Source organism: Bradyrhizobium sp. UFLA06-06, from assembly GCF_054820065.1.
Window position 1 is genome coordinate 34,324 of record NZ_JADFUD010000013.1, and the last position, 25,057, is coordinate 59,380.

Here is a 25,057-nt window from a genome sequence, read left to right on the forward strand (position 1 = left end):
GCCGACAGGGCATTTGGCCAGACCGGAGGAATTTCATGGATACGATGCTGCTTCCGTTCTCGCCACGCTTCATCGTGCTGACCATCTGCGCCGTCGTCACCGCACTGCTGCTGCTGGTTGGAATTTTCGATCACAAGGTCTTCAAGATCGTTCTGATTCCGCTGGTTATCTTCGGCGCGCTGACATTGCTCGGCATCCGCGACCTCACCCAGAAGAACCACGCGGTGCTGCGCAACTACCCGATCTCGGCGCATATGCGCTTCCTGCTCGAGGAAATCCGCCCGGAGATGCGGCAATATTTCTTCGAGAGCGAGAAGGACGGCATGCCGTTCTCCCGCGACACCCGCGCGCTGGTCTATCAGCGCGCCAAGATGGTGCTCGACAAGCGGCCGTTCGGCACCCAGGAGGACGTCTACCGCGAGGGCTATGAGTGGATGCATCATTCCGTGGCGCCGAAGCCGCGTGCCGAGGAGAAATTCCGCATCACCGTCGGCGGCCCCGACTGCACCAGGCCCTATTCGGCGTCGGTCTTCAACATCTCGGCGATGAGCTTTGGCGCGCTGAGCCCGAACGCGGTGCGGGCGCTCAATGCCGGCGCCAAGAAGGGCGGCTTCGCCCACGACACCGGCGAGGGCGGCGTCAGCCCGTACCATCGTGAGATGGGCGGCGACATCATCTGGGAGATCGGCTCCGGCTATTTCGGCTGCCGCAATCGCGACGGCACCTTCAATCCGGATCTCTTCGCAAGCGTCGCGGGCGACGACCAGATCAAGATGGTCGAGCTCAAGATCAGCCAGGGTGCCAAGCCCGGCCACGGCGGCGTGCTGCCGGCGGCGAAGGTTTCCGAGGAGATTTCCAAGATCCGGGGCGTGCCGATGGGCGAGGACTGCATCTCGCCGGCCTATCACAAGGCGTTCTCGACGCCGCTGCAGATGATGGAATTCGTCGCCCGGATGCGCAAGCTGTCCGGCGGCAAGCCGGCCGGCTTCAAGATGTGCATCGGCCATCCCTGGGAATTCCTGGCGATCTGCAAGGCGATGCACGAGAGCGGGCTCTATCCCGACTTCATCGTGGTCGATGGCAATGAAGGCGGCACCGGCGCCGCGCCGCTCGAGTTCATGGACCATCTCGGCATGCCGATGCGCGAGGGCGTCAATTTCGTCCACAACGCGCTGGTCGGCATCGGCGCGCGCGATCGCATCAAGATCGGCGCCTCCGGCAAGATCGCGACCGCTTTCGATATGGCGCGCGCGATGGCGATCGGGGCCGATTGGTGCAATTCGGCGCGCGGCTTCATGTTCGCGCTCGGCTGCATCCAGTCCCTGAGCTGCCACACCGATCGCTGCCCGACCGGCGTCACTTCGCAGGACCCGATCCGCAACCGCGCGCTCTATGTGCCCGACAAGATCGACCGCGTGTACAACTACCACCACTCGACCCTGCACGCGCTGACCGAGCTGCTCGCCGCCGCCGGCCTCGAGCACACCAAGGAGCTGCGCCCGATCCACTTCTCGCAGCGCAGTTCGACCACCGAGGTCTCTTCCTTCGCCGAGCTCTATCCGACGCTGCGCCCCGGCGAACTGCTCGCAGGCACCCAGGACCGCCGCTTCCGCGACGCCTGGGCGATGGCGCGCGCGGATTCGTTCCAGCCGGCGGGGTAGGGGACGGCAAATCCGTAGCCCGGATGAAGTAGCGTAATCCGGGGCCACGCTCTATGCGGATCGACCGATCCCGGATTACGCTTCGCTCCATCCGGGCTACGCTCACGACGTACCAGCGGACGCGCCGAACCATTTGGTCAGCGCCTCGGTTAGCCCGACCTGCGTTCGCTCGCCGACCCACGCCACGTAGCCATCGGGCCGCACCAGCACTGCGGTCGGGGCCGAAACCGTGCCCTGCGCAGGAAGCTCCCATGCGCCGCGATACGCGGCATCGACCAGCTGAACCCGGTCGGTCCATCCCGCGATGGCGATGCCGCGGGGCGCGCCGAAATTCAGCAGCACCGGCCGCGCGCGGTGCAGCAGCGCGAAGACCCGCATCGGGCCGTCGGCGGTGACGAGATCGAGATCGGGCATGCGGCGTCCGAGCAGCGGATGGCCCTCGCCAAGATCATAGTGAAGGTCGAGGCCGGACATCATCGCGGCGAAGCATCTGCGCGGCTCGTCCATGCGCAGCAGGTCGGAGACGATCTCGTTCAGCGCCCTGGTGCGTGGATCGGTGCGGTTGAGCGCGACATGGGCCATGGTGTTGCGCAGCACGCGGGCCGCCACCGGACGCCGTTCGGCCTCGTAGGTCTCGAGCAGGTTGTCCGGCGCGAGCTGCTTGACCACCTGGGCAAGCTTCCAGCCCAGATTCACCGCGTCCTGCACGCCGATATTGAGGCCCTGGCCGCCCATCGGTGGATGCACATGGGCAGCGTCGCCGGCCAGCAGCACGCGCCCTTTGCGGTAGGTCACGGCCTGCCGGGTCATGTCGGTGAAGCGCGAGATCCAGACCGGACTGTGGATGCCGAAATCGGTGCCGTACGCGGCGACCAGCGCCTCGCTGACGTCGCGCAAGGTCGGCTCCCGGTCGGTGCCGAGTTGCCGCTCGGTCAGCACCAGCCGCACCCGCCCGCCATCTTCCGCCTTGCCGATCGCTGAGGTGCCGGCGTCGTGCTGGCGAAAGCCCCATTCCGGCTCGCCCGACATCTCGGCCTCGGCGATCAGCCAGCTCATGGTCGGATCCCACCCGGCGAATTCGATGCCGGCGGCTTTGCGGACGACGCTCCGGCCGCCGTCGCAGCCGACGAGATATTGCGCCCGGAGCAATTGGCCATCCGACAGCTCGACGTCGACGCCGCCGTCGTCCTGCGCGAAGCCGGTCACCTCGCGCCCGCGATGGATCGGCACAGCGAGTTCTTCGACCCATTCGCCGAGCAGGCGCTCGATATGGTTCTGCCGGAGCCCCAGCGTGAAATTGCGCCGGGTCGGAAAGTCGGTGATCTCCAGTGGCACCAGATGCGAATGGAACAGCACCGCGGGATGGCGCGTTCCCAGCGCGACGAAGCGATCGCCGATGCCGCGCTGATCGAGCACCTCGATGGTGCGCGCGTGCAGGCCGCCGGCCCGCGTGCCGATCAGGTCCTCTCTGGCGCGCCGCTCGACAATCGCAACATCTATTCCCGCCAGCGCCAACTCGCCCGCCAGCATCAGCCCGGTCGGACCTCCGCCTACAATCACGACAGCATGTTCCCGCATCCCGCACTCCTCCGTTCGATTGGGCGCGCGTTCTACGGGATGACCCCCGGCTTGCGGCAAGCCCGGGGGGTCTACATATATCTGAGTGGGGAGAGGGCGTTTGCTGCCCAAACCAATTCAGAAGCTGCGCGCTGGCGATGCAAACTCGCCGTCGTCCCGGCGAAAGCCGGGACGCATAACCACAGGACCTTGTGGTTGGATTCGCTGTCGCCCCAGCTCGCTCTAACGACAATCAGCGGTGGTTATGGGTCTTGGGTCGCGCTTCGCTTGCCCGGGACGACGGGGCGTATCGCGCCTCAGAACTCGCCGTGGATGCGGCCGGAGAAGATGTGCACCGGGCCGCGGTCGGCGTTGTAGGCGGGGTTGGTGATGAACTGATAGTCCGCGGTCAGCGTCAGGTTCTTGTTCACCTGATAGGCGTAGTAGGTCTCGAAGATCCGCTCCGGGCTGTAGTTCAGCGCGCCGTCGCCGATCAGCAGGCCGAGGCCGCCGGCGGCGAGATAGTCGCGATGCGCTGATGACAGCCCGTTGATCGCGCCGCCGATACCGATCGTGTCGCTCGCCCGTCCCCACCTGCTGCCCTTGATCGACACGCCGCCCGAGACGCTGCGGTCGACATCGGTGAACGACAGGATCTCGGTCCGGCCGTCGTTCCAGCTGAGGCGGCCGAACAGGCCGACATCGGTCGCGATCTGCTGCTCGCCGTTCAGATAGAAGCCGTATTTCAGATTGTCCTTGCGGATGCCGGCCATCACGTCGTTGATGTCGAGCCCCGGATTGGCGTCCTCGATCGCGAGCGCTTGGGTGTAATTGCCGGTGTTGCCGCGGTTGCCGAACACGCCGACGCGCAGCTTGCCGGGCTGATCGAAGATCGAATAGCGGCCCTCGAACTCGACCACCGCGCCACCGGTGTTGAACACCAAGACGTCGCTGTTCGGTGCGTTCGGCACCTGGAACACGCCGGCGCGCACGGCCCAATCCTTGCGGTTGAGCTCGACCACCGCGCCGCGGGTATAGCCGGGCAGGTCGGCCGGGAAGTCGTAGGCGGCGGACGCCCACATCGCCCAGTTCATGAAATCGGCGCGCGGATCCTTGGCGTAGGAATTGCCGTCGAAGAAATCGCCGACCGCAAAGCGCCCGACCACGAGCGTGAGGCGATCGATGTCGCGCTTGCCGGCGATCTGGTTGGGACCGTCGGCGACGTCTTCCTGCTCGCCGCCGAAGCCGAAGGTCTGCTTGAAGTAGTAGCGCTGCGGCCGGATTTTCGGAAACGGCGCGCCGGCCTTCTGGGCTTCGCCGTTCGAGAAGCCGGCAAGGCCGAGCGTGCCGTTGAGGCCAAAGCCCTGCGCGGTTTCCGGGTTGAAGTAGAACTCGCCGCCTTCCCAGAGCCGCACGCCGAGAAACGCCGTCGTGGTCCAGGTCTGCTGCAACTGCCCCGCGCCGGGAAGGCTGTTGGTGCCGGCATAGGGCGAGCGGAAGGACGGATAGATCTGCGGCAGCAGCGTCGTCTGGCCGTGCACGCTCCAGTCGCTCGATTCGGGCAGCGCGGTGCGCGTCGGCGTCGCCGACCATGGCGAGTCGCCGAGCTGATAGTTGAGGCCGAATTTCAGCAAATGGATGCGCGGGTCGATGCTGACGCCGGGCATGCCGAAATCATTGAGCCCGAGCGTGCGGCGCGACAGGTCGACGTAGTCGTATTCGACCTTGGCGGTCCAATTGCCGCTCACCGCGAATTCGGCGCCGGCGCCGACGGTCCAGCCGGTCTGGTACTGGCCGGGCTCCGAGATCACCTCGCCCGCGGCGTCGTTGACCCGAACCTGGCTGTGGCCCCAGGCGAAACCGCCGGTCACGTAAGGCATCCAGGTGCCGAAAGAGTAGCCGGCGCGGCCGCGCAGCGTGCCGACATAGTCGATCGACGAATTGAAGGGGCCGAGCACCCGCCGCGGCAGATCGGTCGGGCCGGTGAAGGTCGCATCCGCCTCGACGCCGAGCACGAAGCGGTTGGCGAATTCCTTGTTGTATCCAACCTGGAAGCCGCCGATCCCGCCGGTGATGGTGGGCGGAAAGAACACGCCCTGTTCCAGGATCGGATTGGTGCCGGGACCCAGCGTGCCGTCGCCATAGCCGACATGGGCGCCGACATAGAACCCGGTCCAGCTGTAAACCGCTCTGGCGGCGGGAGATTTGAGGGCCAGATCGGCCGCGGTCGCCGGCGCGCCGAAGGTTGCCGCACCGAGCGCGGCGCCGGCGGCAATCTGGACCCGGAAGAGGCGGACGCAGGTCATGACGCGGCTTTCCGCGAACAAGTGGCGATTTCGCCCGGCATCACTGCAGATTTGGCGGCCGCTTGCCACCCGAGATTTGAAATCATCGCCCGCCGTCCCCGGTCCGATCTGTGTCGTCCCATCCAAAGCCAGATCAGCACCTAGCATCCCCGGTTGCTTATTGCAAATAATTCGCAATAGCAACTGAGGTGCGCCCAATACCGTTCCGATTTGCACGCCACCGTGACAGTCGCGTAACAGCGCGAGGCGGCAGGCCACATCGGCTGCGATCGACCACGTGTCTGTGGCAAATCGGTCGAGACCCGACCGTTCAATCGACGCCACCATTGTCCTTGTCCCTTGTCCTGATGAATGCCCGCTGCGATGTCCTGCCGAGCACGACCCGCGCGCCGGCCCGTTCAACACACCGCGCCATCGACAGCGCCGTCCGCAGCCCGGCGCCCGAGACCACACGCCTCTGATGGAGCGCGGCCGCGCCGCGCAGGATGGCGCTCGCCAGCTTGAACAGCATGATCGCGCCCCATCGCCGGCTGCGACTGAGCGCAGTCACGCCCCCACCGTGGCAAGCTGCACGATCCGCAGCAGCACGAGGCCGGCGGCAACGACGAGATAGCCGCGCAGCACGATCATCCAGATCCGGCTCAGCGGGCTGAGCCGCGCCGCCGGCAACCGATCAAGCGGCGGCATCCGCCAGCTGTCTCGGTTGACCAGCGGTGGTTTGCGCTTGAAGCGGAACGACGCGTTTCCGCGCGCCGACATCTCGTACAGCTTGACGGCCGCGGTGACTGCGAGTGCGAGCAGGCTGCCTCCGACGAGGATGCCGATGATCCAGGCTTCGCCGAGATCGGGGAACAGCACCGCCGCGGTCAGGATCACCGACAGCATCACCAGCCCCGCGACCACCGCGCCGGTGAACAGGTTGAGTTTGGTGGAATTGACCCATGGCCCGAGGATGTGGCGGTCGTTGCACAGCAGCAGCAGGAACACGGTCGCGCTCGGCAGCAGCACGCCGGCCAGCGTCTGCACCGCATTTGTGAGCAGCCCGAGCGGCGTGCCCGGCGTCAGCACCAGCACGGCGGCGAGCACGATCAGTCCGCAATAGACGCTGTAGAAGCCCTTCGCATCCCACGGCTTGCGGTGCAGCGAGTGCTTGACCGCGAACACGTCGCCGATCGCATAAGCGGTCGCGAGCGAAACTGCCGCAGCGCCGATGATGCAGGCATCGAGCAGCGCGAGGGCGAACAGCACCGCCGGCAGCCGGCCGGCATATGTCTCGAGGCCCATGGCGGTCCCCAGCGCATCGGTGTAATTGCCGAATTCGGGCTTTCCGGCGAACACTGCCGCGCAGAACGAGATCATCGCCACCGCGCCGACCACGACCAGCACGATGCCGATGCACAGATCCATCCGCTCATAGCGGATGAAACGCGGCGTGATCCGCTTGTCGACGATGTAGCTCTGCTGGAAGAACAATTGCCACGGCGCCACCGTGGTGCCGACGATGGCGACGATCAGCAGCAGCACCTCGCCGAGCTTGGCGTCTTGCGGCATCTTCGGCACGAAGAAGTCCGCCGAGATCTGCCCAATCGGCGGATGCACCATCAAGATCACGGGCACCAGCAGCAGGCTGCCTGCGACCAGCACGATGCCGAAGCGTTCGAAGCGGCGGAAGTCGCCGGTCGAGACCGCCAGCATCACGATAACAGCCGAGGCCAACACGCCCCAGAACTGCGAGACGCCGAGAAAGTGAAGTGCAAACGTGATGCCGATGAACTCGGTGACGATGGTCAGCGCGTTCAATACCAGGAGGTCGATGACGCTGAAGGCGCCCCAGAACTTGCCGAAGCGCTCGAAAATCAGCCGCGCATGGCCGACGCCGGTGACCGCGCCGAGCCGCACCACCATTTCCTGGTTGACGTAGAGCACCGGGATCAGCAGCAGCAGCGTCCACAGCAGCGTGGTGCCGTAATTCTGTCCGGCCTGGGTATAGGTGCCGAACGCGCCGGCGTCGTTGTCGCCGACCATCACGATCAGGCCGGGGCCGACGATCGCCAGCAGCGTCTTCAGGCGGGCCAGCAAGGTCGCGCGCGGCGCGATGTCGTCGCGAGCGATGCTGCCGAGCGCGCCGTGGATGTCGCCAGCATGCGCGCTATCGAGAATGGCGGTTTGTGTGGTCTTGCTTTCGGTCATTTCGCGTCTCCTCGCCGCCTTTCGGCACGGCGGGAGGGACGCGGGCCCCGTCAGGCGCGCACGTCTCCGCTGCCGTGAGCAGCGGCATTTCCAGATGTGATGCGGTTCAATGGTCCCGCTGACGCGCCGCGATGGCGCGCAACGGGACGACTAGGTCCTTCGTCCATGTCGGCCTCCTAGGCGCACAGCCGCGGCTTTGCCGCGGCGTGGCGCGTGGCTGTTGCGCGCGGGCCGAAACGCCGGCCCGCGCGTCGCTGCTGATCGAGATCACCGCCGGTATCATCGACGATCCAACGGCATTCCAGGCGGCCGTCGATCAGGACCCAATGACAGGCCGGGGTTGGACGCCGGCGGCGGCCGGCCAGGCGGCGAAAGCCCGGCAGGTTGTCATTGCAATGAACGGCGGCCGGCGGCGGCATGCGCCGCGGCTCGACAACGCGCCGCGGGCTTGCTTGCCGGAATTTTGCGAGCTTTTCGAACATCGCTCACCTCCACTTCCGCTGGTCGCGGTAGGCCGGTGAGGAGCAGTGGTCAGCTTGGGCGCGACCACCCGTCCACGCAGGCGAGATCTGCGCGATCAGTCTTGCTGTGTTGCGGCGTCACCAGTCCCGGCATCGCCGGTCTACTGTCGCCTGAGTTGCTACTGCCCATGTGCCTCTGTGCTGGCTCGTGGATCGACTTGTCTCCGGGCTAGAGCCCCGGTGCGGAACGAACGTCCCGGTCATCGGGCACTACGCCCGCGACAATCGCCTGTCAAGCCGATTCCACTATCCTCCAGGGAGGATCATGATTATCCTCCGGGGAGGATAGGAGAGCCAGATGTCCGACGACCATCCACACGCTGCGATCGCCCGGCGCCTGAAGCGCGCCAACGGCCATCTCGACACCATCGTCGAGATGATCGAGCAGGGCCGGCCCTGTGCGCAGATCGCCCAGCAATTGCAGGCGGTGGAGAACGCGATCGAGAGTGCCAAGAAGGCGCTGATCCACGATCACATCGGCCACAGCCTGGAAGAGACGCTGAAGGCGTCGGGGCCGAAGGGGCGCGCCGTGCTGCGCGATTTCCGGCTGGTCGCGAAGTATCTGTGATCGCCGCGTTCAAGAATTGACCCGCCCGGGGGGATCACCGGACGGGTCGGTTGCGACACGGGGTGGATGAGGACCCGTGCCGAACGCAGGATCCGCAGTCCTAAAGAACCAGTCGATCAGTAGCAGCTGCGCACGCGGCCGATGTAATTGCCGTAGGCGTCGAACTGGCGCACCCAGCCGCAGCGCCGATAGCCGCCGCCGTAATAATAGCCGTCGCTGGCCGCGATCGCGCTGCCGACAACGGCGGCGCCGACGAGGCCTGCGCCAACGCCCCAGCCCCAGCCGTAGGGCTTCGCTTCAGCCTGCGACGTCGTGGACGCGATGGTGCCGGTCACGGCGAGCGCGGTGAGGGCGAGGGCGGCGAGCTTGGTCTTGATCGACATGGAATACTCCATCCTGTATGGGGCGGCGCCGGTGTGGTCCGCATGCCCGTTGGACGGAGACTGTCCGGTTCCGGTTCGAAGATCGGGGCGGAAATATGGTTTCGCGAATTGTTTCGTCGCGTCTGCCGCGGGGCCATCATATGCGGGAATCTGGTGGACGGTGCCCCTGCGGCCCATCCTTCGAGACGCCCGCCTTTGGCGGGCTCCTCAGGATGAGGTCTTTTTTCGCGGCAAAATCCTGGACCCTCATGGTGAGGAGCGCCGCTCGCGGCGCGTCTCGAACCACGAGGCCGGGCGCGTGCGGCCGCTGAAGGCCATATGCGATAGTGCTGTGACCGCGCGAAGCAATGCCGGGTCAGCTGCCGCGAAATACGCTGGGATCGAACCTGTCGACGTCGGCGAGCAGCTCGCAGAACCCGCGCGCGCCGTGCTCGATCAGCTTCTCGCCCTTCTCGGCCGAGGCCTTGGTCGCATCGCCGATCGCACCGCTCGGATTGAGGTCCTGCGCCTGCCAGGCGAACGGCGCCGGCCGCTGCGTCGACAGAAAGCGATGATCCTTCTCGATCTGCACGCTGGCCGGCTTGAAGTCCGCGATCGCTTCCTTGCGCACGGCGTGCGGATATTTCGCCAGCACGATCGAGGTCTCGACCGCGCCGCCATGGATGCCGTGGCGCAATTCGCCGGCGTCGAACAGCCCGTCCGGCGCGCCGAAGCGCGACCAGCTCGTGGTCACCACCAGCATCTGATGGTGCGCGCGCAGATCCTGCGCGACCAGCTGCATCGCGGCGGAATTGCCGCCATGGCTGGTCACGATCACGAGCTTCCTGACGCCTGCGCGTGCCACGCTCTCGCCGAGCGCCATCCAGCTCTTCAGCGCCACGTTGGTCGGCAAGGTCAAGGTGCCTGGAAAATCGATGTGCTCGGTTGAGATGCCGACCGGCTGCAACGGCAGGAACGTGGCGGGAGTGGTTGCCGGCAGCAACTCTCGCACCCGCGAAAGATATGCCTCGCCGATCAAGACGTCGGTTCCGAGCGGCAGATGCGGCCCGTGCTGCTCGGTCGCGGCCAGCGGCAGCACCGCGATCCAGCGCGCGGCCGCGCCCTTGGCGATATCGGGCCAGTGGATGGCGGTCCAGTCGCGGGGCGGAAGCTGAGAAGTCATCAAGCCGGTCGTTTCAATACAAGCGTTTCACAGGATGGATTTGCAGGCTAGTTTGTTTAACATCATAACGGGTTCGCGTCTCCGGGCGCGGTCCACGTCTTCCCGCCTTCCATCATGGGCCACAATGATCGACGGAGTCCAACCATGATCCCGGCCTTTTTGCTGCGAGCGTTAACCACAAGCCTTCTGACCGCCGCGCTTTGCGTTGCTGCGGCGCTTGCCCCGGCGCGGGCGCAGACCTCAGACAAGACCTTGGACAAGGTCTCGTTCGGCACCAATTGGGTCGCCGAGGGCGAGCATGGCGGGTTCTTCCAGGCGCTCGCCGACGGCACCTACAAGAAATACGGCCTCGACGTCACCATCGTGCCCGGCGGCCCCAACGAGAACAACCGCATGCTGCTGATCGCGGGCAAGCTCGACTTCTTCATGAGCGCGAACTCGCTGCAGACCTTCGACGCCGTCACCAACAACGTGCCGCTGGTCGCCGTCGCCGCCATGTTCCAGAAGGACCCGCAGGTCTTCCTCACCCATCCCGAGGTCAAGGCCACGAAGATCGAGGATCTGAAGCCGCTTACGCTTTTGATCTCGAAGGAGGGCATAACCAGCTACTTCCAGTGGCTGAAGTCCGAATACGGTTTCGACGAGAACAAGGTGAAGCCTTACACCTTCAACCCGCAGCCCTTCATCGTGAACAAGCAGACTGCGATGCAGGGCTATGTCACCTCGGAGCCCTTCGCCGTCGAGAAGGCCGCCGGTTTCAAGCCGAACGTGCTGCTGCTCGCCGATTACGGCTTCAACTCCTACTCGACGCTGATCGAGACCCGCCGCGACCTGATCGACAAGAAGCCTGACCTGGTGCAGCGCTTCGTCGATGCTTCGATCGTCGGCTGGTACCACTACGTCTACGGCGACAACTCGGCCGGCAATGCGATGATCAAGAAGCTCAATCCCGAGATGAACGACGAGCTGCTCGCCTATTGCGTCGCCAAGATGCGCGAGCACGGCATCGTCGATTCCGGGGATTCCATCAAGAACGGCATCGGCGCCATGACCGATGAGCGGATGGCGAGCTTCTTCGACAAGATGGTGCGTGCCGGCGTGGTCAAGAGCGCCATCGACTACCGCCAGGGCTACACGCTGCGCTTCGTCAACAAGGCGGTCGGCGCCGAGCTCAGGCCGAAGAACTGACTATGATCCGATCTGTTTCAGCATCGGCAGTCGACCTCTCCGTTGATAGGAGAAAGCAATCGCGCATGAGGCCCGCGAAGCTCGCCCGCGGGCTTCCTTCGCCTCTCCCGCTTGCGGGGGAGGCCGGCGCGCGCGTAGCGCGGGCCGGGTGGGGGCTCTTTCCCCGATACGACTCGCGGAGAGAGCCCCCACCCCAGCCCTCCCCCGCAAGCGGGAGAGGGAGCCGACCGCCGCTGCCTCCCGAGTCTCCTATGCGATCGTCACGTTGTTCGCCGCGTAGAGAGGTGTCTTTCTCAGCTCGGCTGCGCTCACCACTATTCCGCCGTCGATGGTAGAGAGCACCGTGCTGGAAACCGATGCTGGTAACCTCGCCGTGCGCCTGCGCGGCGTCAGCAAGACCTATGACAGCGGCGTGAGGGCGCTCGGGCCGCTCGACCTCGATGTGAGGCGAGGCGAGTTCGTCTCGCTGCTCGGGCCCTCCGGTTGCGGCAAATCCACCGCGCTGCGGCTGATTGCAGGTCTCGCCACGCCAAGCGCCGGCACGGTCGAGGTCTCGCATCATGGCGCGGAGCAGCGCGGTAGCCACCGCATCGGCTTCGTGTTTCAGGAGCCGACCCTGATGCCGTGGGCCACGGTGCGCGACAATGTCCGCCTGCCGCTGAAGCTCGCCCGTGCGCCCGCGACGGACGCCGATGCGCGCGTCGATGCGGCACTGGATCAGGTCGGGCTCGCGGAGTTCGCGAGGGCCTATCCGCGCGAATTGTCCGGCGGCATGAAGATGCGGGTGTCGCTGGCGCGCGCGCTGGTCACAGATCCCGATGTCCTCTTGATGGACGAGCCGTTCGCGGCGCTCGACGAGATCACGCGATTTCGCCTCAACAACGACCTGCTGTCGCTGTGGCGCAGCCTGCACAAGACCGTCATCTTCGTGACGCACTCCGTGTTCGAGTCGGTCTATCTTTCGGAGCGCGTGATCGTGATGACCGCGCGCCCGGGCCGGATCGGCGCCGAGTTTCGCATCAACTCGCCGGAGCCGCGCGGTGAGGAGTTCCGCACCTCGGCCGAATACGCCGCGTTCTGCCGCGAGGTCTCCAGCGCGCTGGCGCCATCCTATGCAGGGCAGGCGGGCGCATGAAATCTCCGCAGGACCTCGTCCGCTTTCTGCTGCCGCTTGCGGTGTTCGCCGCTGGCCTCGTGCTCTGGGAAGCCATCGTCCGCGGCTATGGCATCCAACCTTACGTGCTGCCGAGTCCGCTGTTGGTGCTGAAGACGCTGGTCGCGGACTGGCCGGTGCTGTCGCAATCGCTCGGCGTCACGCTGCTGACCACGCTCGAAGGCTTCGTTGCCGCCGCAATCGGCGGCGTCGTGCTGGCGCTATTGTTCAACCAGTCGAAATGGCTTGAATATTCGCTGTTTCCCTATGCCGTGGTGCTGCAGGTCACGCCTGTCATCGCGATCGCGCCGCTGCTGCTGATTTATCTGCAGCAGCAGACCGCGGTGATCGTCTGCGCCTGGATCGTGGCGTTCTTTCCGGTGCTGTCGAACACGACGCTCGGCCTCAATTCGGTCGATCGCAACCTCGCCGGATTGTTTCAACTTTATGGCGCCTCACAGCTGCAGACGCTGCTGTTCCTGAAGCTGCCCGCGGCGCTGCCCTATATCCTCGGCGGCCTGCGCATCGCCGGCGGGCTGTCGCTGATCGGCGCCGTGGTCGCGGAGATCGCGGCGGGCAGCGCCGGCGCCGGCTCGGGCCTCGCCTTCCGGATCGCTGAATCGGGCTACCGGCTGAATATTCCCCGCATGTTCGCAGCACTTCTGCTGCTATCGCTGGCCGGGATTGTCATCTATGGGTTGCTGGCGCTAGTTTCGCACCTGTTGTTGCGGCGTTGGCACGAAAGCGCGTTAGGAAAGGACAGTTGATGGCCCCGATTTCTTCCGAAAAGATCGATCTGTTGATCTATGGACCGATCAGGCCAATCCTCGAAAACGGCTTTCCCGATCAATACGTGCTGCACCGCGCCGAGAGCCGCGGCGACCTCGAGCGGCTGACGCCCGATACGAAGGCCAAGATCCGCGGCATCGCCGTCACCTATCACACGATGGCGACCGACAAGACCGCGCTGGCGCTGTTTCCCAGGCTGGAAATCGTCGGTAGCTTCGGCGTCGGCTACGACCACGTCGATTCCGCCTATGCGCGCGATCACAATATCGTGGTCACCAATACGCCCGACGTGCTGACCGAGGAGGTCGCTGACGTCGCGATGGGCCTCTTGATCGCGACGTTGCGCGAATTCGTCAAGGCCGACCGCTATGTGCGCTCCGGGCTCTGGCAGACCCAGAATTATCCGCTCAGCGTCGGCTCGCTGCGCGACCGCAAGATCGGCATCGTCGGCATGGGCCGGATCGGCCAGGCGATCGGGCGCCGCCTTGAAGCCTCGCGGGTGCCGGTGTCCTATCACTCGCGTAATCCGTCCAAGGACGTCTCCTACAAGCACTATCCCGATCTGATCGAGATGGCGAAGGCGGTCGATACCTTGATCGTCATCGTGCCGGGCGGCGCCTCAACCGCGAAGATGATCAATGCCGACGTCTTGAAGGCGCTCGGTCCGCGCGGCGTGCTGATCAATGTCGCGCGCGGCTCGGTGGTCGACGAGCCGGCGCTGGTCGCGGCGCTGAAGTCCGGCACCATCCTGGCTGCCGGTCTCGACGTGTTCGCGGCCGAGCCGAACGTGCCGGACGAATTGAAGGCGATGCAGAACGTCGTGCTGCTGCCACATATCGGTTCGGCCTCGGTGGTCACACGCAACGCGATGGACCAGCTCGTGGTCGACAACATCAAGAACTGGTTCGCCGGCAAGCCGCCGCTGACGCCGGTTGCCGAAACGCCGGTCAAGGATCGCTGATGCCGTTGTCCCGCTTCAATGCCGTGCTGTGTCTGCTGCTGGCCGCGTGCGGTCCGGCAGCCGCGCAGGACGTCACGACGTTGAAGAGGGACATGATCGGGCAGTGGGAGCTCGCCACCACCGAGCGCAGCAAGACCTGCGTCGTGACGCTGAAGGGCGATACGGCGCCGCAAGGCTTCAAGCTCGAGCTCGAGCCCGCTTGCGCCGCCGCGCTGCCCTTCACCAAGGACATCACCGGCTGGAGCATCAGGGGCCTCGGCGACATCGTGCGGCTGCAGAACGCGGCCGGCGAGGCCGTGATCGATTTCACCGAGGTCGAGACCGGCATCTTCGAAGGCATGCGCACCAATGAGGGCGTCTATATCCTGCAAAACCTTGCCGCGGCGCGCTCGCTCGCCAAGTCGATGGACCAGATGATCGGCGACTGGTCGATGGTGCGCGGCAACGGCCAGGCGATCTGTACGCTGGTGCTGACCAACACCGACGCCGGCAACGACAATTTCCAGGTGTTCCTGAAGGGAAAATGCGATCCGGCGGTCGCTTCCTTCAACCCGACCATGTGGCGGCTCGATCACGGCCAGATGATCCTGATGTCGGCCAAGGGCGAGACCTGGCAGTTCGAGGCGGACGACAACGCCCAGTGGCGCCGCGTCCCGGACAGCGCCGACCCGCTGATCATGCTGCGGGAGCAGTAGGTCGGGTGCTGGCTTCGTAGCCCGCATGAGCGCAAGCGATATGCGAGATTTCGCCGATGCATTCCCCGGGTGTCGCTTCGCTCACCCGGGCTACGGGACTGTCACAAGCTCCGTGTCGTCCCTGCCTAGTGCGCAATTGCGCACGGGAGCAGGCACCCATAGCCACGATGCCGATTGGTTTTGCGCGGCTGTGGCCACGGCTCGCTTCAGCAACTCAACCCAGTGGTTATGGGTCCCTGCTTGCGCAGGGACGACGGTGAGGCCGGTATGATCTGCTTTTGCCCGAAAAAATAATTCCCTAGCCCGTGTCGATTCGTCCCCTCCCGGATCGTCGTTCCCCATAGCGAGCCGGTCTTGCGGCGATCATCGCCGCGTCTCGCCCAACAGGAGTTTTCCGATGCGCTTCATGTATATCGTCACCTCGCCCCAGCCCCCGGGCCCGCCGACGCCGGCTCTGATGGAGGCGATGGGCAGGCTTGCCGAGCGGGAAATCAAGGCGGGCCGCATGATCGACACCGGCGGGCTGCTGCCGGTCGCGATGGGCGCCCAGGTCCGCATCACCGACGGCAAGCTCACCGTCGTCGACGGGCCCTTCGTCGAGACCAAGGAGATGATCGGCGGCTACGCGATCTTCGAGCTGCGCAACAAGGAGGAGGCGGTCGCCGCCGCGGTGGAGTTCATGCAGCTGCACAAGGAGCACATGCCGGGCTGGGAGGGCACCTGCGAGGTTCGCCCCTTCGCTGGCCTTGCCGGCCAGTGCGGCGCGTAAAAGGAGCAGCACGATGCGCTTCATGTATGTCCTCGTGGCCGAGAAGCCGATGTTGCCGAATCCGCCGTTGCGCGAGGCAATCGGCAAGCTCGCCGAACGCGAGATCGCAGCCGGCCGGATGCTCGACACCGGCGCGCTGTTGCCGCGCACCGCGGGCGCGGAGGTGAAGATCAAGGATCGCAAGCTCACCGTCACCGACGGCCCCTTCATGGAGGCCAAGGAGGTGGTCGGCGGCTACGCCGTGTTCGAGCTGAAGGACAAGGAGGAGGCCGTGGCGCGCGCGGTCGAGTTCATGCAGCTTCATCTTGACCACATGCCGGACTGGGAATTGTCATGCGAGGTTCGCCCCTTCATGGAGTGTTGACGGTCGCCTCGATCGCATGCCGGAGGCCAGCGTGACGGAGGACGACGTCAAGCGCACCATCCTCGGTGTGTGGCGCATCGAGCAGCCGCGGCTGATCACCAGCCTGTCGCGGATGCTGCGCGATGTGCCGCTCGCCGAGGACCTGACCCAGGAGGCGCTGGTCGCTGCGCTCGAGCACTGGCCGCTCAGTGGCGTGCCGGAAAAGCCCGGCGCCTGGCTGATGGCAACCGCCAAGCGGCGCGCCCTCGATCAGATCAGGCGCAACCGCATGCTGACCGAAAAGCACGGCATGCTTGCGCATGATCTTGCGCGGGAGCAGGACACCATGCCCGATTTCGATTCCGCGCTCGACGACGATATCGGTGACGAATTGCTGCGGTTGATCTTCACCGCCTGCCATCCGCGCCTGTCGCGGGAGGCGCGCGCCGCGCTGGCGCTTCGGATGATCTGCGGCCTCACCACCGAGGAGATCGCACGCGCCTTCCTGCAGGCGGAGGCGACCATCGCCCAGCGCATCGTGCGCGCCAAGCGCACGCTGTCGGAGTCGGGGCTTGCCTACGAGACGCCGCGCGGCGAGGAGCTGTCGCAGCGGCTCGCCTCCGTGCTCGAGGTCGTCTATCTCATCTTCAACGAGGGCTATACCGCGGCAAGCGGCGACGAATGGCTGCGGCCGCAGCTCTGCAACGAGGCGCTGCGCATGGGCCGCGTGCTGACCTCGATCGCACCATCGGAGCCGGAGGCGCATGGCCTGCTGGCGCTGATGGAGTTCAATGCCTCGCGGATGGCGGCGCGCACCGATGCGTCCGGCGAACCGATCCTGCTGATGGACCAGAACCGCGCGCGGTGGGATCGCCTGCAGATCCGCCGCGGGCAGCTCGCGTTGGCGCGCGCCCGCGAGCTCGGCGGCGCCGGCGGCTTCTATGCGTTGCAGGCCGCGATCGCCGCCTGCCACGCCGAGGCCGGCACGCCTGACGCGACCGACTGGCGCCGCATCGCCGCGCTGTACGGCGACCTCGCCGCGCTCCTGGATTCTCCCGTTATCGAGCTCAACCGCGCGGTTGCGATCGGCATGGCCGAGGGGCCGCTTGCCGCGCTCGCGATCGTCGACGGCCTCGCGGATGAGCCGGCGCTGCAATCCTATCATCTGCTGCCGAGCGTGCGCGGCGATCTGCTGCATAAGCTGAGCCGTTTCGCGGAGGCGCATGCCGCGTTCGAGGCCGCCGCCGCGCTGGCCGGCAATTCGCGCGAGCGTGAGTTCCTCAAACGCCGCGCCGCGATCGCCGCGCGTGCCGCGCAGGATCATGCCTGCCGCTGACGGCTCCGCGATTTCGACGGAACGAAACCACGTAGCCCGTATGAGCGAAGCGACATGCGGGTCTTTGCCACGAGCGACCCCGGGTGTCGCTTCGCTCACCCGGGCTACAAGGTTGCTGCGGGTCGTCGTGTCCGCGATTTCGACTCAAACGTCTGGCATGTTCGGACACGATGGAGCGGAATGGGAACTGCCATTATGACGAAGCAATCCGTGCTGGCGATCGGCCTCGACCCGACCTTCGTCGATCTGTCCGTCATGCAGCAGTTCACGCCCGAACTGGTGCGCAGCTATCTCGACGCGCAGATCGAGGGCCTGCGGACGCTCGGCTATCACGTCGAGAGCTGCCTGATCGACCTCGGCGATACGGCGGAAGCCGTGACGGCGGCGGCCCTCAACGCGCGCCGTTACGACTGCGTTGTGATCGGTGCCGGGCTGCGCGAGCCGCCGGAGCGGCTCTTGCTGTTCGAGACGATCCTCAATCTGGTGCACCGGCTCGCCCCCGATGCCGCCATCTGCTTCAACACCAGGCCGGCCGACACCGCCGCTGCCGTGCAACGCTGGGTCAAGCCTTAGGACGCAAGATGAGCGTCGCCTCGAGCCGGCGGATCGGGCCCGGCGCGCTGCCCGCCGCCCAAGGCGGACACTCGGGCCGGGTCCGGCCCGATGCCGGCATTGGCCGGGGGCCCGGCGCGAAGGCCCGGCGGTTGTTGCCGGCGGCAACCTATGACACCATTCAGAGTCCGATTTGTTTTAGACTTTGGAAGCCTATGCCGCGCCGCAAATTTGACTGGGAAAAGCTGACGGACGAGCAGTTGCTCGCGCAACCGCTCAGCCGTCTGAGGGTTGCCGTCGAGGGCACCTGGCTCGCCGATTGTGTGAATACGCTCTATGAAGAGCTCGAGGAGCGCGGCGTCCGGTTGCGGCCGCACACATGGATCTCGAGCGAATGGTTCAGCCCGGCGGATGTGCCCGGCATCGCGATCCCGTTCTACCTCGCCCATCCCCGCCTGATGAAGCTCGAGAAGAAGATGATGCTCGACGTCGAGGGCGCCTCGTGGTCCGAGTGCATGGCCATTCTCCGCCACGAGGCGGGCCACGCCGTGCAGCACGGCTACCAGCTGCAGCGCCGCCGGCGCTGGCAGCAGCTGTTCGGCCCGTCGTCGCAGCACTACCCGCGTTACTACCGACCCAATCCGGCCAGCCGCAATTATGTGCAGCATCTTCGGCTCTGGTACGCACAGAGCCATCCGGACGAGGACTTCGCCGAGACCTTCGCGGTGTGGCTGCGGCCGCGCTCGAACTGGCGGACGCGCTATGCCGGCTGGCCCGCACTGAAGAAGCTCGAATATGTCGACGAACTGATGGGCGAGATCGCCGGCAAGCGGCCGCTGCTCGCGACGCGCGAACGGGTCGATCCGCTGCATACGCTCAAGCAAACGCTCGCCGAGCACTACAGGAAGAAGCAGGCATTCTACGCCTTCACGCCGCCGAAGACCTACGACCGCGATCTCTCCAAGCTGTTCTCCGCCGATCCGCGGCATTATCGGCGTCCGCCGGCCGCGGCCTTCATCAGGCGGCACCGCGCCCAGATCAGGCAGCTGGTGGCGCGGTGGACGGGCGAGAACCAGTTGACGCTCGATGCCGTGCTCGACGACATGATCTCGCGCTGCCGCGAGCTCAATCTGCGTGCCGTCGGCCCCGAGCAGAAGCTCGTGACGAACTTCACCATTCTGCTGACCGCCAAGACCATGCACGCGCTGTTCGGCCCGTCGCGCCGGAAATGGATCGCGCTATGAAACAGCTTCGCATTCTGGTGCTGATGCACCCGGACTGTGTGCCGCCCGACTCCAGCGATGGATACAGCGCGCGCGAGATCAACGAGTGGAAGACGGAATACGACGTCGTGAGCACCCTGCGCGCGGCCGGCCATGAGGTTCGTCCGCTCGGCGTGCAGGAGGAAATAAAGCCGGTGCGCGACGAGATCGAGGGCTTCAAGCCGCACGTCGTGTTCACGCTGCTGGAAGAGTTTCACTACGACGTCGTGTACGATCAGCACATCGCGAGCTATCTCGAGCTGATGAAGATCGCCTATACCGGGTGCAACCCGCGCGGCCTGATCCTGGCGCGCGGCAAGGATCTGTCCAAGACGCTGGTGCACCATCGCCGGATCCCGGTGCCGGCCTTCGCCGTGTTTCCGATGCGCCGCAAGGTCAAGCGGCCGCCGCGTCTCGAGCTGCCGCTGATCGTCAAGAGTCTGAGCAGCGATGGATCGCTGGGTATCTCGCAGGCGTCGATCGTCGATACCGACGAGAAGCTCGCCGAGCGCGTCGCCTTCATCCATGAGCGGATCGGAACGGCCGCGATCGCCGAGCAGTTCATCGAGGGACGCGAGCTCTATGTCGGCGTGCTCGGCAACAACCGGCTGCGGGTGCTGCCGGTGTGGGAACTGAAATTCGGCAGCATGGGCGGCCCTGCTGCGCGCCAGATCGCCACCGAAAAGGTCAAGCACGATACCAGCTATCAGGAGCGGGTGGGGATTGTCGACGGCCCGGCCGAGGACCTCACGCCGGAGCTATCCGCCCATATTCAACGGCTGGCGAAGCGCATCTACCGGACCTTGGGGCTCGACGGCTATGCGCGCATCGACTTCCGCCTGTCCACCAATGGCGTTCCGTATTTCATCGAAGCCAATCCCAATCCCGAGATCGCCAAGAGCCAGGAGTTCGCGACGGCCGCCGGACATGACGGGCTCAACTATCCGGATCTCCTGCAGCGCATCGTGACGCTTGGAATAAGCCGCGCCAAGGCCGGCGCATCGCTGGGCTGACTCGTGGCCGTTAAAGGCTGCGCTGCATCGGATGGCGTCGCGCATCTTTGGGGATGAACATCGCAAACGTTTCCCTAACGCGCGCGGCCGGCGTCACGTTGCCGGCGGCCACGGAAACAGGGGCTGCCGTCGGATGAAACGCGTCCGGTTCCGGCCAGCGCCGTGCAAGGACTTCGTTTACCGAAACCGGCATCGAGAGCCCATCACTGCGGCAGCTGTCGTAGACGTACAAACCGGCAAGAAAAATCGATACGACAACAAGGATCGTCCTGAAAATCGGCATTGTGCTTGCGCCTTCTTGATTGAGGCGAACAATGCCCGGCGACGGTGAACCGCGCGTTTAGCGCTGTGGCCGATCGGCCGATACGGTTCCCAACTCATGAACAGAGGCTTGCGTAAACGGCTCGCTTACCAATGCCTTCAAGGTTGCGGCAACCAGCTTTCCTCACCGGCGGGAAAGAAGTCTCTGGCATTGAGAGACCAACGACAAGACTGAGGAGGCACCATGTTCGTCGCCATTCGAGTCATGATTCTGATCGCCAGTGCATACGCCGGCTCGGCCGTTGCAGAGATGCAGTTTGCGCCGCTGCCGAGCCTTGCGGCGTCGTCCGCGCCGTAGCGCCGGCAAAGCGAGGCGGCGCGCATCACGCCGGATTGGGCGCCACCGCGCCGACCCCGATTGCACGGGCTGCGTTTTCCGTCATCCTCGTCGCCGTCAAGCGCAGGAAATACAGCGATAGTCCCGGGTTGCGCTCGCACAGCTTCCTCAGCGCGCCGTCACTGATCCAGAGCAGATCCACATCGGTGGCAGCGAGCGCCGTTTGCGTGCGGCGGCGCTCGAGCGAAAACAGCCCGATCTCGCCGAACAGTTCGCCCGCCGATACCCCGCGATCGATCTCGGGAAACCTGACCTCGCCCGATACGACCATGTACAGGAGGTCGGCGTCGTCGCCCTTCCGGAAGATCGTTTCTCCCGCCCTCAGATGCTTCGGCTGCATGAACGGCTGCAGCCAGTTCGGAGAAAGGTCCGTCGCCGCAGCGCGCTTCGCTTTCCGAAGCAGCCGAACCATCTGGAACAGCAACACTACGTTCAGCGGCAGCAGAATGATATGCAGGATGAGCACCGGGTAGATCCCGTCGCCCAATCCATAGCTGATGAACGCCAGATTGCTGAATATCGCGACAGCGCGCAGGCTCAACATCGTACTCATGCAGAACGTCAGCAACACAAGCGCCGACGCCAGATAACCCAAACCATCGATCAACGTCATGACAACGCCCACTGGAAAATGAATTGCAAGCAACCGATCTGAAAACGACCGGCAACATACACCAGTGCGCTCAGTTTCCTGAGCGGAAATGTGGCCGGCCCGCATTTGCGGCGGTGCACGCGTCGTGACGCGGCCTCAGCTCGACGAACGTGCGCGCGAGGCGACGTGAACGGCCCGGCCCTTCGCCGGTTTTGCCCGGGCGGCGACAACGGTCCGGCGCGCCTTGCCGAGCCGGGCCGCGCCCGGCGAGCTCTTCCCGAGCACGAGCGCGAGCCGCTTGCGCGCGCGGCCGGCGACCGACCTTGCTGCCTCTCGCGCGGCCTCGGCCTTGCGGATGATCGTCGTCACCGCGGACGCCGGCGACGCCGCGACGAAGGCGACATCCTTCGCCTTCGAGAGGCCGCCGATGCCTTCACACGGCGCTTCGCCCGGCAAGTCGATGCGGATGGCGAGCGTGTCGGCTTGCTCGATCCAGTCCTCCGCCTTGGTGCCGGTGATGATCCGGACATAGTCGCGGGTCTCGCGCGGCAGCTCACTCTGCCGGGCGAGCCATTTCTGGACGCGGCCGCTGCCGGCATTGTAGGCGGCCGCCGCCAGGCCGAGATTGCCGAAATCGTCGCGCAGCTTGCGCAGCAGTCTTGCGGATGCGGGCAACGCCTTCAGCGGATCGAAGGGATCGTCGAGCCCGACTTCGGCCGCTGTCTCCGGCATGAACTGCGCAACGCCCTGCGCACCGGCATGGCTGATTTCGTTCGAGCGAAAGCGGCTCTCCTGCCAGATCAGTCGCGCAAAGAACGCGACAGGAATTTCGCTCGCCTGCGCCGCGTCCTTCAGGCTGTGGCAGAATTTGTCGATCGCAGACAGCTGCGACTCGGCCGCGGCGTCGCTCGGCTGCGCCGCAGGCGCGGGCGTCTTGTCCGCGTCCGTCGTAGCGGGCGCCTCGCTGGCATCAGCGCTTTCGATAAAGCGCGCGGCGAACGGAACGGCGTCGGATATCGCGTCGCGCGAGAATGTCGGGGCTTGGGTTGAGGCATTGATCGAGCCGGGCGAACGATCGAAATCGAGCATCAAGACAAGGAACGCGGCAAGCGCCGCGATGACAAATCGCATTTGCTTCCAGAGACCTGAATTGTGATGTGGGTTGCGCGCAAATGCACTTCGGATCGCGACTTTTTGGCGAGTCGATTGCGGCGAAGCCGCGATATCAGCTGTTCCGCCGCGGAACTTCGCTGCTACTCGCATTGGAACTTCGAGGCTTTCCGTAGCTTTACGGAAGGTAGCCACGTTGGGATACGCGATGTTCCGACCGTTTTCCGTTGCGCGTTTTGCTCTTGTCCTTTTGCTTGTGTCGGCCGCGCCGACGGTGGCCGCGGGTCTTGATGCCGCCGCGATCAACGACGAGGCGGCGCCGCCGGTAAAATTGCCGGACCGTCGTCTGCTCAGCGCCTTCGTTGCCAGGCTCGAGATCCTGCTCGACCGCGCGCATTTTTCTCCCGGCGAGATCGACGGCAAGCTTGGCGACAACGCGCAGAAGGCGCTCAGGGCGTTTGCCGAGGCGAATGGATTGTCCTTCGACAAGGCGACAACGCCGGAGCTCTGGAGCAGCCTCACCGCCGCCAGCGACGGGCCTGCGATCGTCAGCTACACGATCATCGATGCCGACGTGAAGGGGCCGTTCGTGAAGAGGATTCCCGCGAAGATGGAAAGCATGAAGAGCCTGCCGGCGCTGGGCTACACCAGTCCGCGCGAAGCGCTCGCGGAGAAATTCCACATGAGCGAGGCGCTGCTTCAGGCGCTCAATCCGGGCCGGAAGTTCGACAAGGCCGGCGAGACCATTGCGGTTGCGAACGTCGTCGATACCGCAAAGCCGCCGCCGATCGCGCGCGTGGAGGTCGACAAGACGCGGCAGACGCTCAGCACGTTCGATGCAGCAGGCAAGCTCCTCGGCTTCTATCCCGCGACGGTCGGCAGCGCGGATAAGCCGACGCCGAGCGGAACGCTGAAGGTGACGGCGATCAACAAGAACCCGACCTATCGCTACAATCCAAAATACGCATTCAAGGGCGTCAGATCGAAGACGCCGTTCACGATCAGGCCCGGTCCGAACAACCCGGTCGGTGTGGTCTGGATCAACCTCTCGGGAGAAGGCTATGGCATTCACGGCACCCCCGATCCCGGCAAGGTCTCCAAGGCGGAGTCCCACGGCTGCGTCCGGCTCACCAACTGGGACGCGCAGCGCGTCGCGGCCGGTGTCGCGAAGGGAACGCCGGTTGCGTTCGTCGATAGCGCGACAAGCGCAGCAACGGCGACGCGCTGAGCTTGACGCAACGTCGTTCACACATCAGCAACCGACAGAAATGTCGGCGCGCTCGGCCGCGGGCCGGGCGCACGCGCGCTCGAGAGATGATGCGCAGCCTGCGGAGCAAAGCGGCTCCGCTTTCCAAGCCTAGCGCGGGATTCGCTGGTATGCCAATGTCGCGTCGTGCCAAACCCGCAGGAGGTCAGCATGCGAACGATCATAACGAACATAGTGGGAGCACTCTGCGCCATCGCGATGGTCGCGAGCGCACACGCAGCGGTCAAGGAAGAGCCGGTCACCTACAGCGACGGCGAGACCACGATGAAGGGCTTCGTTGTCTATGACGACGCGACCCAGGCCAAGCGGCCCGGCATCGTCATGGTGCATGAATGGTGGGGCATCACCCCGCATATCCATAACGAGGCGCGGAAGTTCGCGGAGCAGGGCTACGTGGCCTTCATCGCGGACATGTACGGCGACGCCAAGACTGCCGACAACCCGAAGGATGCCGGCGCGCTCTCGGGCTCGGTGATGAAGAACCCGAAGGTAATGGAGCAGCGCTTCAACGCCGCACGCGAGCAACTTGCCAAGCAGGCCTCGGTCAATCCGCAGCGGATCGGCGCCGTCGGTTACTGCTTCGGCGGCGCGGTGGTGCTGAACATGGCGCGCACTGGCGCCGATCTCGCCGCCGTCGCGGGCTTCCACGCCTCGCTCGGTCTCAACACCCCCGCACCGGCGCCGGGCACCGTCAAGGCGAAGATCCTGATCCTGAACGGCGCCGACGACCCGTTCGTGAAGCGCGAGCAGTACGATGCGCTGAAGAAGGATTTCGACGCGGCGAAGGCCGATTACCGCATCATCGAATATCCCGGCGCGGTACACGCATTCACCAATCCCGAGGCTACCGAGCTCGGCAAGAAGTTTAATTTGCCGCTCAGATACGACGCCAAGGCCGATCAGGAATCCAAGGCCGAAGCCGCCAAGCTGTTTGTCGCCAACCTCAAGAAATAAGCAACAAGGGCCACCCGAACGGTGGCCCTTTCCATTCGTGGCTGCTTTGGCCGCGGAAGTGGCGGGG

The 25,057-nt window shown here is 65.3% G+C and carries 25 protein-coding genes; 15 read left to right on the forward strand and 10 right to left on the reverse strand.

Annotation, left to right across the window (positions count from 1 at the left end; all coding sequences use genetic code 11):
* Positions 1–35: 35 nt before the first annotated feature.
* The gene (locus IF803_RS13760) at positions 36–1,661 is read left to right on the forward strand and encodes an FMN-binding glutamate synthase family protein (protein WP_411782245.1); all 1,626 of its coding nucleotides are present in this window, start codon (positions 36–38) and stop codon (positions 1,659–1,661) included.
* Positions 1,662–1,763: 102 nt separating this feature from the next.
* On the opposite strand, the gene IF803_RS13765 is transcribed toward IF803_RS13760, so the two are convergent.
* From IF803_RS13765 to IF803_RS13785, 5 genes are all read right to left on the reverse strand, one after another.
* On the reverse strand, positions 1,764–3,239 hold the full coding sequence (locus tag IF803_RS13765; RefSeq protein WP_461192492.1) for an FAD-dependent monooxygenase: 1,476 nt from the start codon (positions 3,237–3,239) through the stop codon (positions 1,764–1,766).
* A gap of 296 nt (positions 3,240–3,535) precedes the next feature.
* A complete protein-coding gene (locus IF803_RS13770; RefSeq protein WP_461192493.1) occupies positions 3,536–5,524 on the reverse strand; it encodes a carbohydrate porin in 1,989 nt (662 codons plus the stop codon).
* A gap of 310 nt (positions 5,525–5,834) precedes the next feature.
* The gene (locus IF803_RS13775) at positions 5,835–6,035 is read right to left on the reverse strand and encodes a hypothetical protein (RefSeq protein ID WP_155258581.1); all 201 of its coding nucleotides are present in this window, start codon (positions 6,033–6,035) and stop codon (positions 5,835–5,837) included.
* Positions 6,036–6,070: 35 nt separating this feature from the next.
* Entirely contained in the window at positions 6,071–7,714 is a 1,644-nt protein-coding gene (locus tag IF803_RS13780; protein WP_461192494.1) for an NRAMP family divalent metal transporter, read from the reverse strand.
* A 176-nt stretch (positions 7,715–7,890) separates the two neighbouring features.
* Positions 7,891–8,196 (reverse strand): hypothetical protein, encoded by a 306-nt coding sequence (locus IF803_RS13785; RefSeq protein ID WP_461192495.1) that lies wholly within the window; start codon positions 8,194–8,196, stop codon positions 7,891–7,893.
* A 337-nt stretch (positions 8,197–8,533) separates the two neighbouring features.
* Here IF803_RS13785 and IF803_RS13790 point away from each other — a divergent pair, with 337 nt between their 5' ends.
* The gene (locus tag IF803_RS13790) at positions 8,534–8,803 is read left to right on the forward strand and encodes a metal-sensing transcriptional repressor (protein WP_461192496.1); all 270 of its coding nucleotides are present in this window, start codon (positions 8,534–8,536) and stop codon (positions 8,801–8,803) included.
* A gap of 116 nt (positions 8,804–8,919) precedes the next feature.
* On the opposite strand, the gene IF803_RS13795 is transcribed toward IF803_RS13790, so the two are convergent.
* Positions 8,920–9,186 (reverse strand): hypothetical protein, encoded by a 267-nt coding sequence (locus IF803_RS13795; protein ID WP_038384780.1) that lies wholly within the window; start codon positions 9,184–9,186, stop codon positions 8,920–8,922.
* 355 nt (positions 9,187–9,541) lie between these two features.
* Positions 9,542–10,348 (reverse strand): creatininase family protein, encoded by an 807-nt coding sequence (locus tag IF803_RS13800; RefSeq protein ID WP_461192497.1) that lies wholly within the window; start codon positions 10,346–10,348, stop codon positions 9,542–9,544.
* A 144-nt stretch (positions 10,349–10,492) separates the two neighbouring features.
* On the opposite strand from IF803_RS13800, the gene IF803_RS13805 reads away from it, so the two are divergent.
* The 11 genes from IF803_RS13805 to IF803_RS13855 all read left to right on the forward strand — a co-directional run bounded on the left by IF803_RS13805 (position 10,493) and on the right by IF803_RS13855 (position 20,409).
* Complete coding sequence (locus IF803_RS13805) at positions 10,493–11,536, forward strand: ABC transporter substrate-binding protein (RefSeq protein WP_461192498.1); 1,044 nt, start codon at positions 10,493–10,495, stop codon at positions 11,534–11,536.
* A gap of 328 nt (positions 11,537–11,864) precedes the next feature.
* Positions 11,865–12,671 (forward strand): ABC transporter ATP-binding protein, encoded by an 807-nt coding sequence (locus IF803_RS13810; protein ID WP_461192499.1) that lies wholly within the window; start codon positions 11,865–11,867, stop codon positions 12,669–12,671.
* Positions 12,668–13,456 (forward strand): ABC transporter permease, encoded by a 789-nt coding sequence (locus IF803_RS13815; protein WP_253594168.1) that lies wholly within the window; start codon positions 12,668–12,670, stop codon positions 13,454–13,456. The genes IF803_RS13810 and IF803_RS13815 overlap by 4 nt, the downstream gene beginning before the upstream one ends.
* Positions 13,456–14,439: a 2-hydroxyacid dehydrogenase gene (locus tag IF803_RS13820; RefSeq protein ID WP_461192500.1), complete on the forward strand. Its 984-nt coding sequence runs from the start codon at positions 13,456–13,458 to the stop codon at positions 14,437–14,439. Before IF803_RS13815 ends, IF803_RS13820 begins: the two co-directional genes overlap by 1 nt.
* Complete coding sequence (locus IF803_RS13825; protein WP_461192501.1) at positions 14,439–15,134, forward strand: AprI/Inh family metalloprotease inhibitor; 696 nt, start codon at positions 14,439–14,441, stop codon at positions 15,132–15,134. The genes IF803_RS13820 and IF803_RS13825 overlap by 1 nt, the downstream gene beginning before the upstream one ends.
* Positions 15,135–15,531: 397 nt before the next feature.
* On the forward strand, positions 15,532–15,903 hold the full coding sequence (locus IF803_RS13830; protein WP_461192502.1) for a YciI family protein: 372 nt from the start codon (positions 15,532–15,534) through the stop codon (positions 15,901–15,903).
* 13 nt (positions 15,904–15,916) lie between these two features.
* Entirely contained in the window at positions 15,917–16,267 is a 351-nt protein-coding gene (locus IF803_RS13835) for a YciI family protein (RefSeq protein ID WP_028341793.1), read from the forward strand.
* 16 nt (positions 16,268–16,283) lie between these two features.
* Positions 16,284–17,582: an RNA polymerase sigma factor gene (locus IF803_RS13840; protein WP_461192503.1), complete on the forward strand. Its 1,299-nt coding sequence runs from the start codon at positions 16,284–16,286 to the stop codon at positions 17,580–17,582.
* Between the two features lie 195 nt (positions 17,583–17,777).
* Positions 17,778–18,155: a hypothetical protein gene (locus tag IF803_RS13845; protein WP_461192504.1), complete on the forward strand. Its 378-nt coding sequence runs from the start codon at positions 17,778–17,780 to the stop codon at positions 18,153–18,155.
* 194 nt (positions 18,156–18,349) lie between these two features.
* Entirely contained in the window at positions 18,350–19,378 is a 1,029-nt protein-coding gene (locus IF803_RS13850) for a putative zinc-binding metallopeptidase (RefSeq protein ID WP_018269137.1), read from the forward strand.
* Positions 19,375–20,409, forward strand: coding sequence for a D-alanine--D-alanine ligase family protein (locus IF803_RS13855; protein ID WP_028341789.1), 1,035 nt, complete (start codon positions 19,375–19,377; stop codon positions 20,407–20,409). Before IF803_RS13850 ends, IF803_RS13855 begins: the two co-directional genes overlap by 4 nt.
* 10 nt (positions 20,410–20,419) lie before the next feature.
* Here the strand turns inward: IF803_RS13855 and IF803_RS13860 are convergent, their stop codons facing one another.
* From IF803_RS13860 to IF803_RS13870, 3 genes are all read right to left on the reverse strand, one after another.
* Positions 20,420–20,692 (reverse strand): hypothetical protein, encoded by a 273-nt coding sequence (locus IF803_RS13860; RefSeq protein WP_461192505.1) that lies wholly within the window; start codon positions 20,690–20,692, stop codon positions 20,420–20,422.
* Between the two features lie 361 nt (positions 20,693–21,053).
* On the reverse strand, positions 21,054–21,680 hold the full coding sequence (locus tag IF803_RS13865; protein WP_461192506.1) for a Crp/Fnr family transcriptional regulator: 627 nt from the start codon (positions 21,678–21,680) through the stop codon (positions 21,054–21,056).
* A 135-nt stretch (positions 21,681–21,815) separates the two neighbouring features.
* Positions 21,816–22,790 (reverse strand): lytic transglycosylase domain-containing protein, encoded by a 975-nt coding sequence (locus tag IF803_RS13870; protein ID WP_461192507.1) that lies wholly within the window; start codon positions 22,788–22,790, stop codon positions 21,816–21,818.
* Between the two features lie 187 nt (positions 22,791–22,977).
* Between IF803_RS13870 and IF803_RS13875 the strand changes: the two genes are divergently transcribed.
* Both IF803_RS13875 and IF803_RS13880 read left to right on the forward strand, forming a co-directional pair.
* A complete protein-coding gene (locus IF803_RS13875; RefSeq protein ID WP_461192508.1) occupies positions 22,978–23,997 on the forward strand; it encodes a L,D-transpeptidase family protein in 1,020 nt (339 codons plus the stop codon).
* Positions 23,998–24,186: 189 nt separating this feature from the next.
* The gene (locus IF803_RS13880) at positions 24,187–24,990 is read left to right on the forward strand and encodes a dienelactone hydrolase family protein (RefSeq protein ID WP_245288771.1); all 804 of its coding nucleotides are present in this window, start codon (positions 24,187–24,189) and stop codon (positions 24,988–24,990) included.
* Positions 24,991–25,057: the final 67 nt, after the last annotated feature.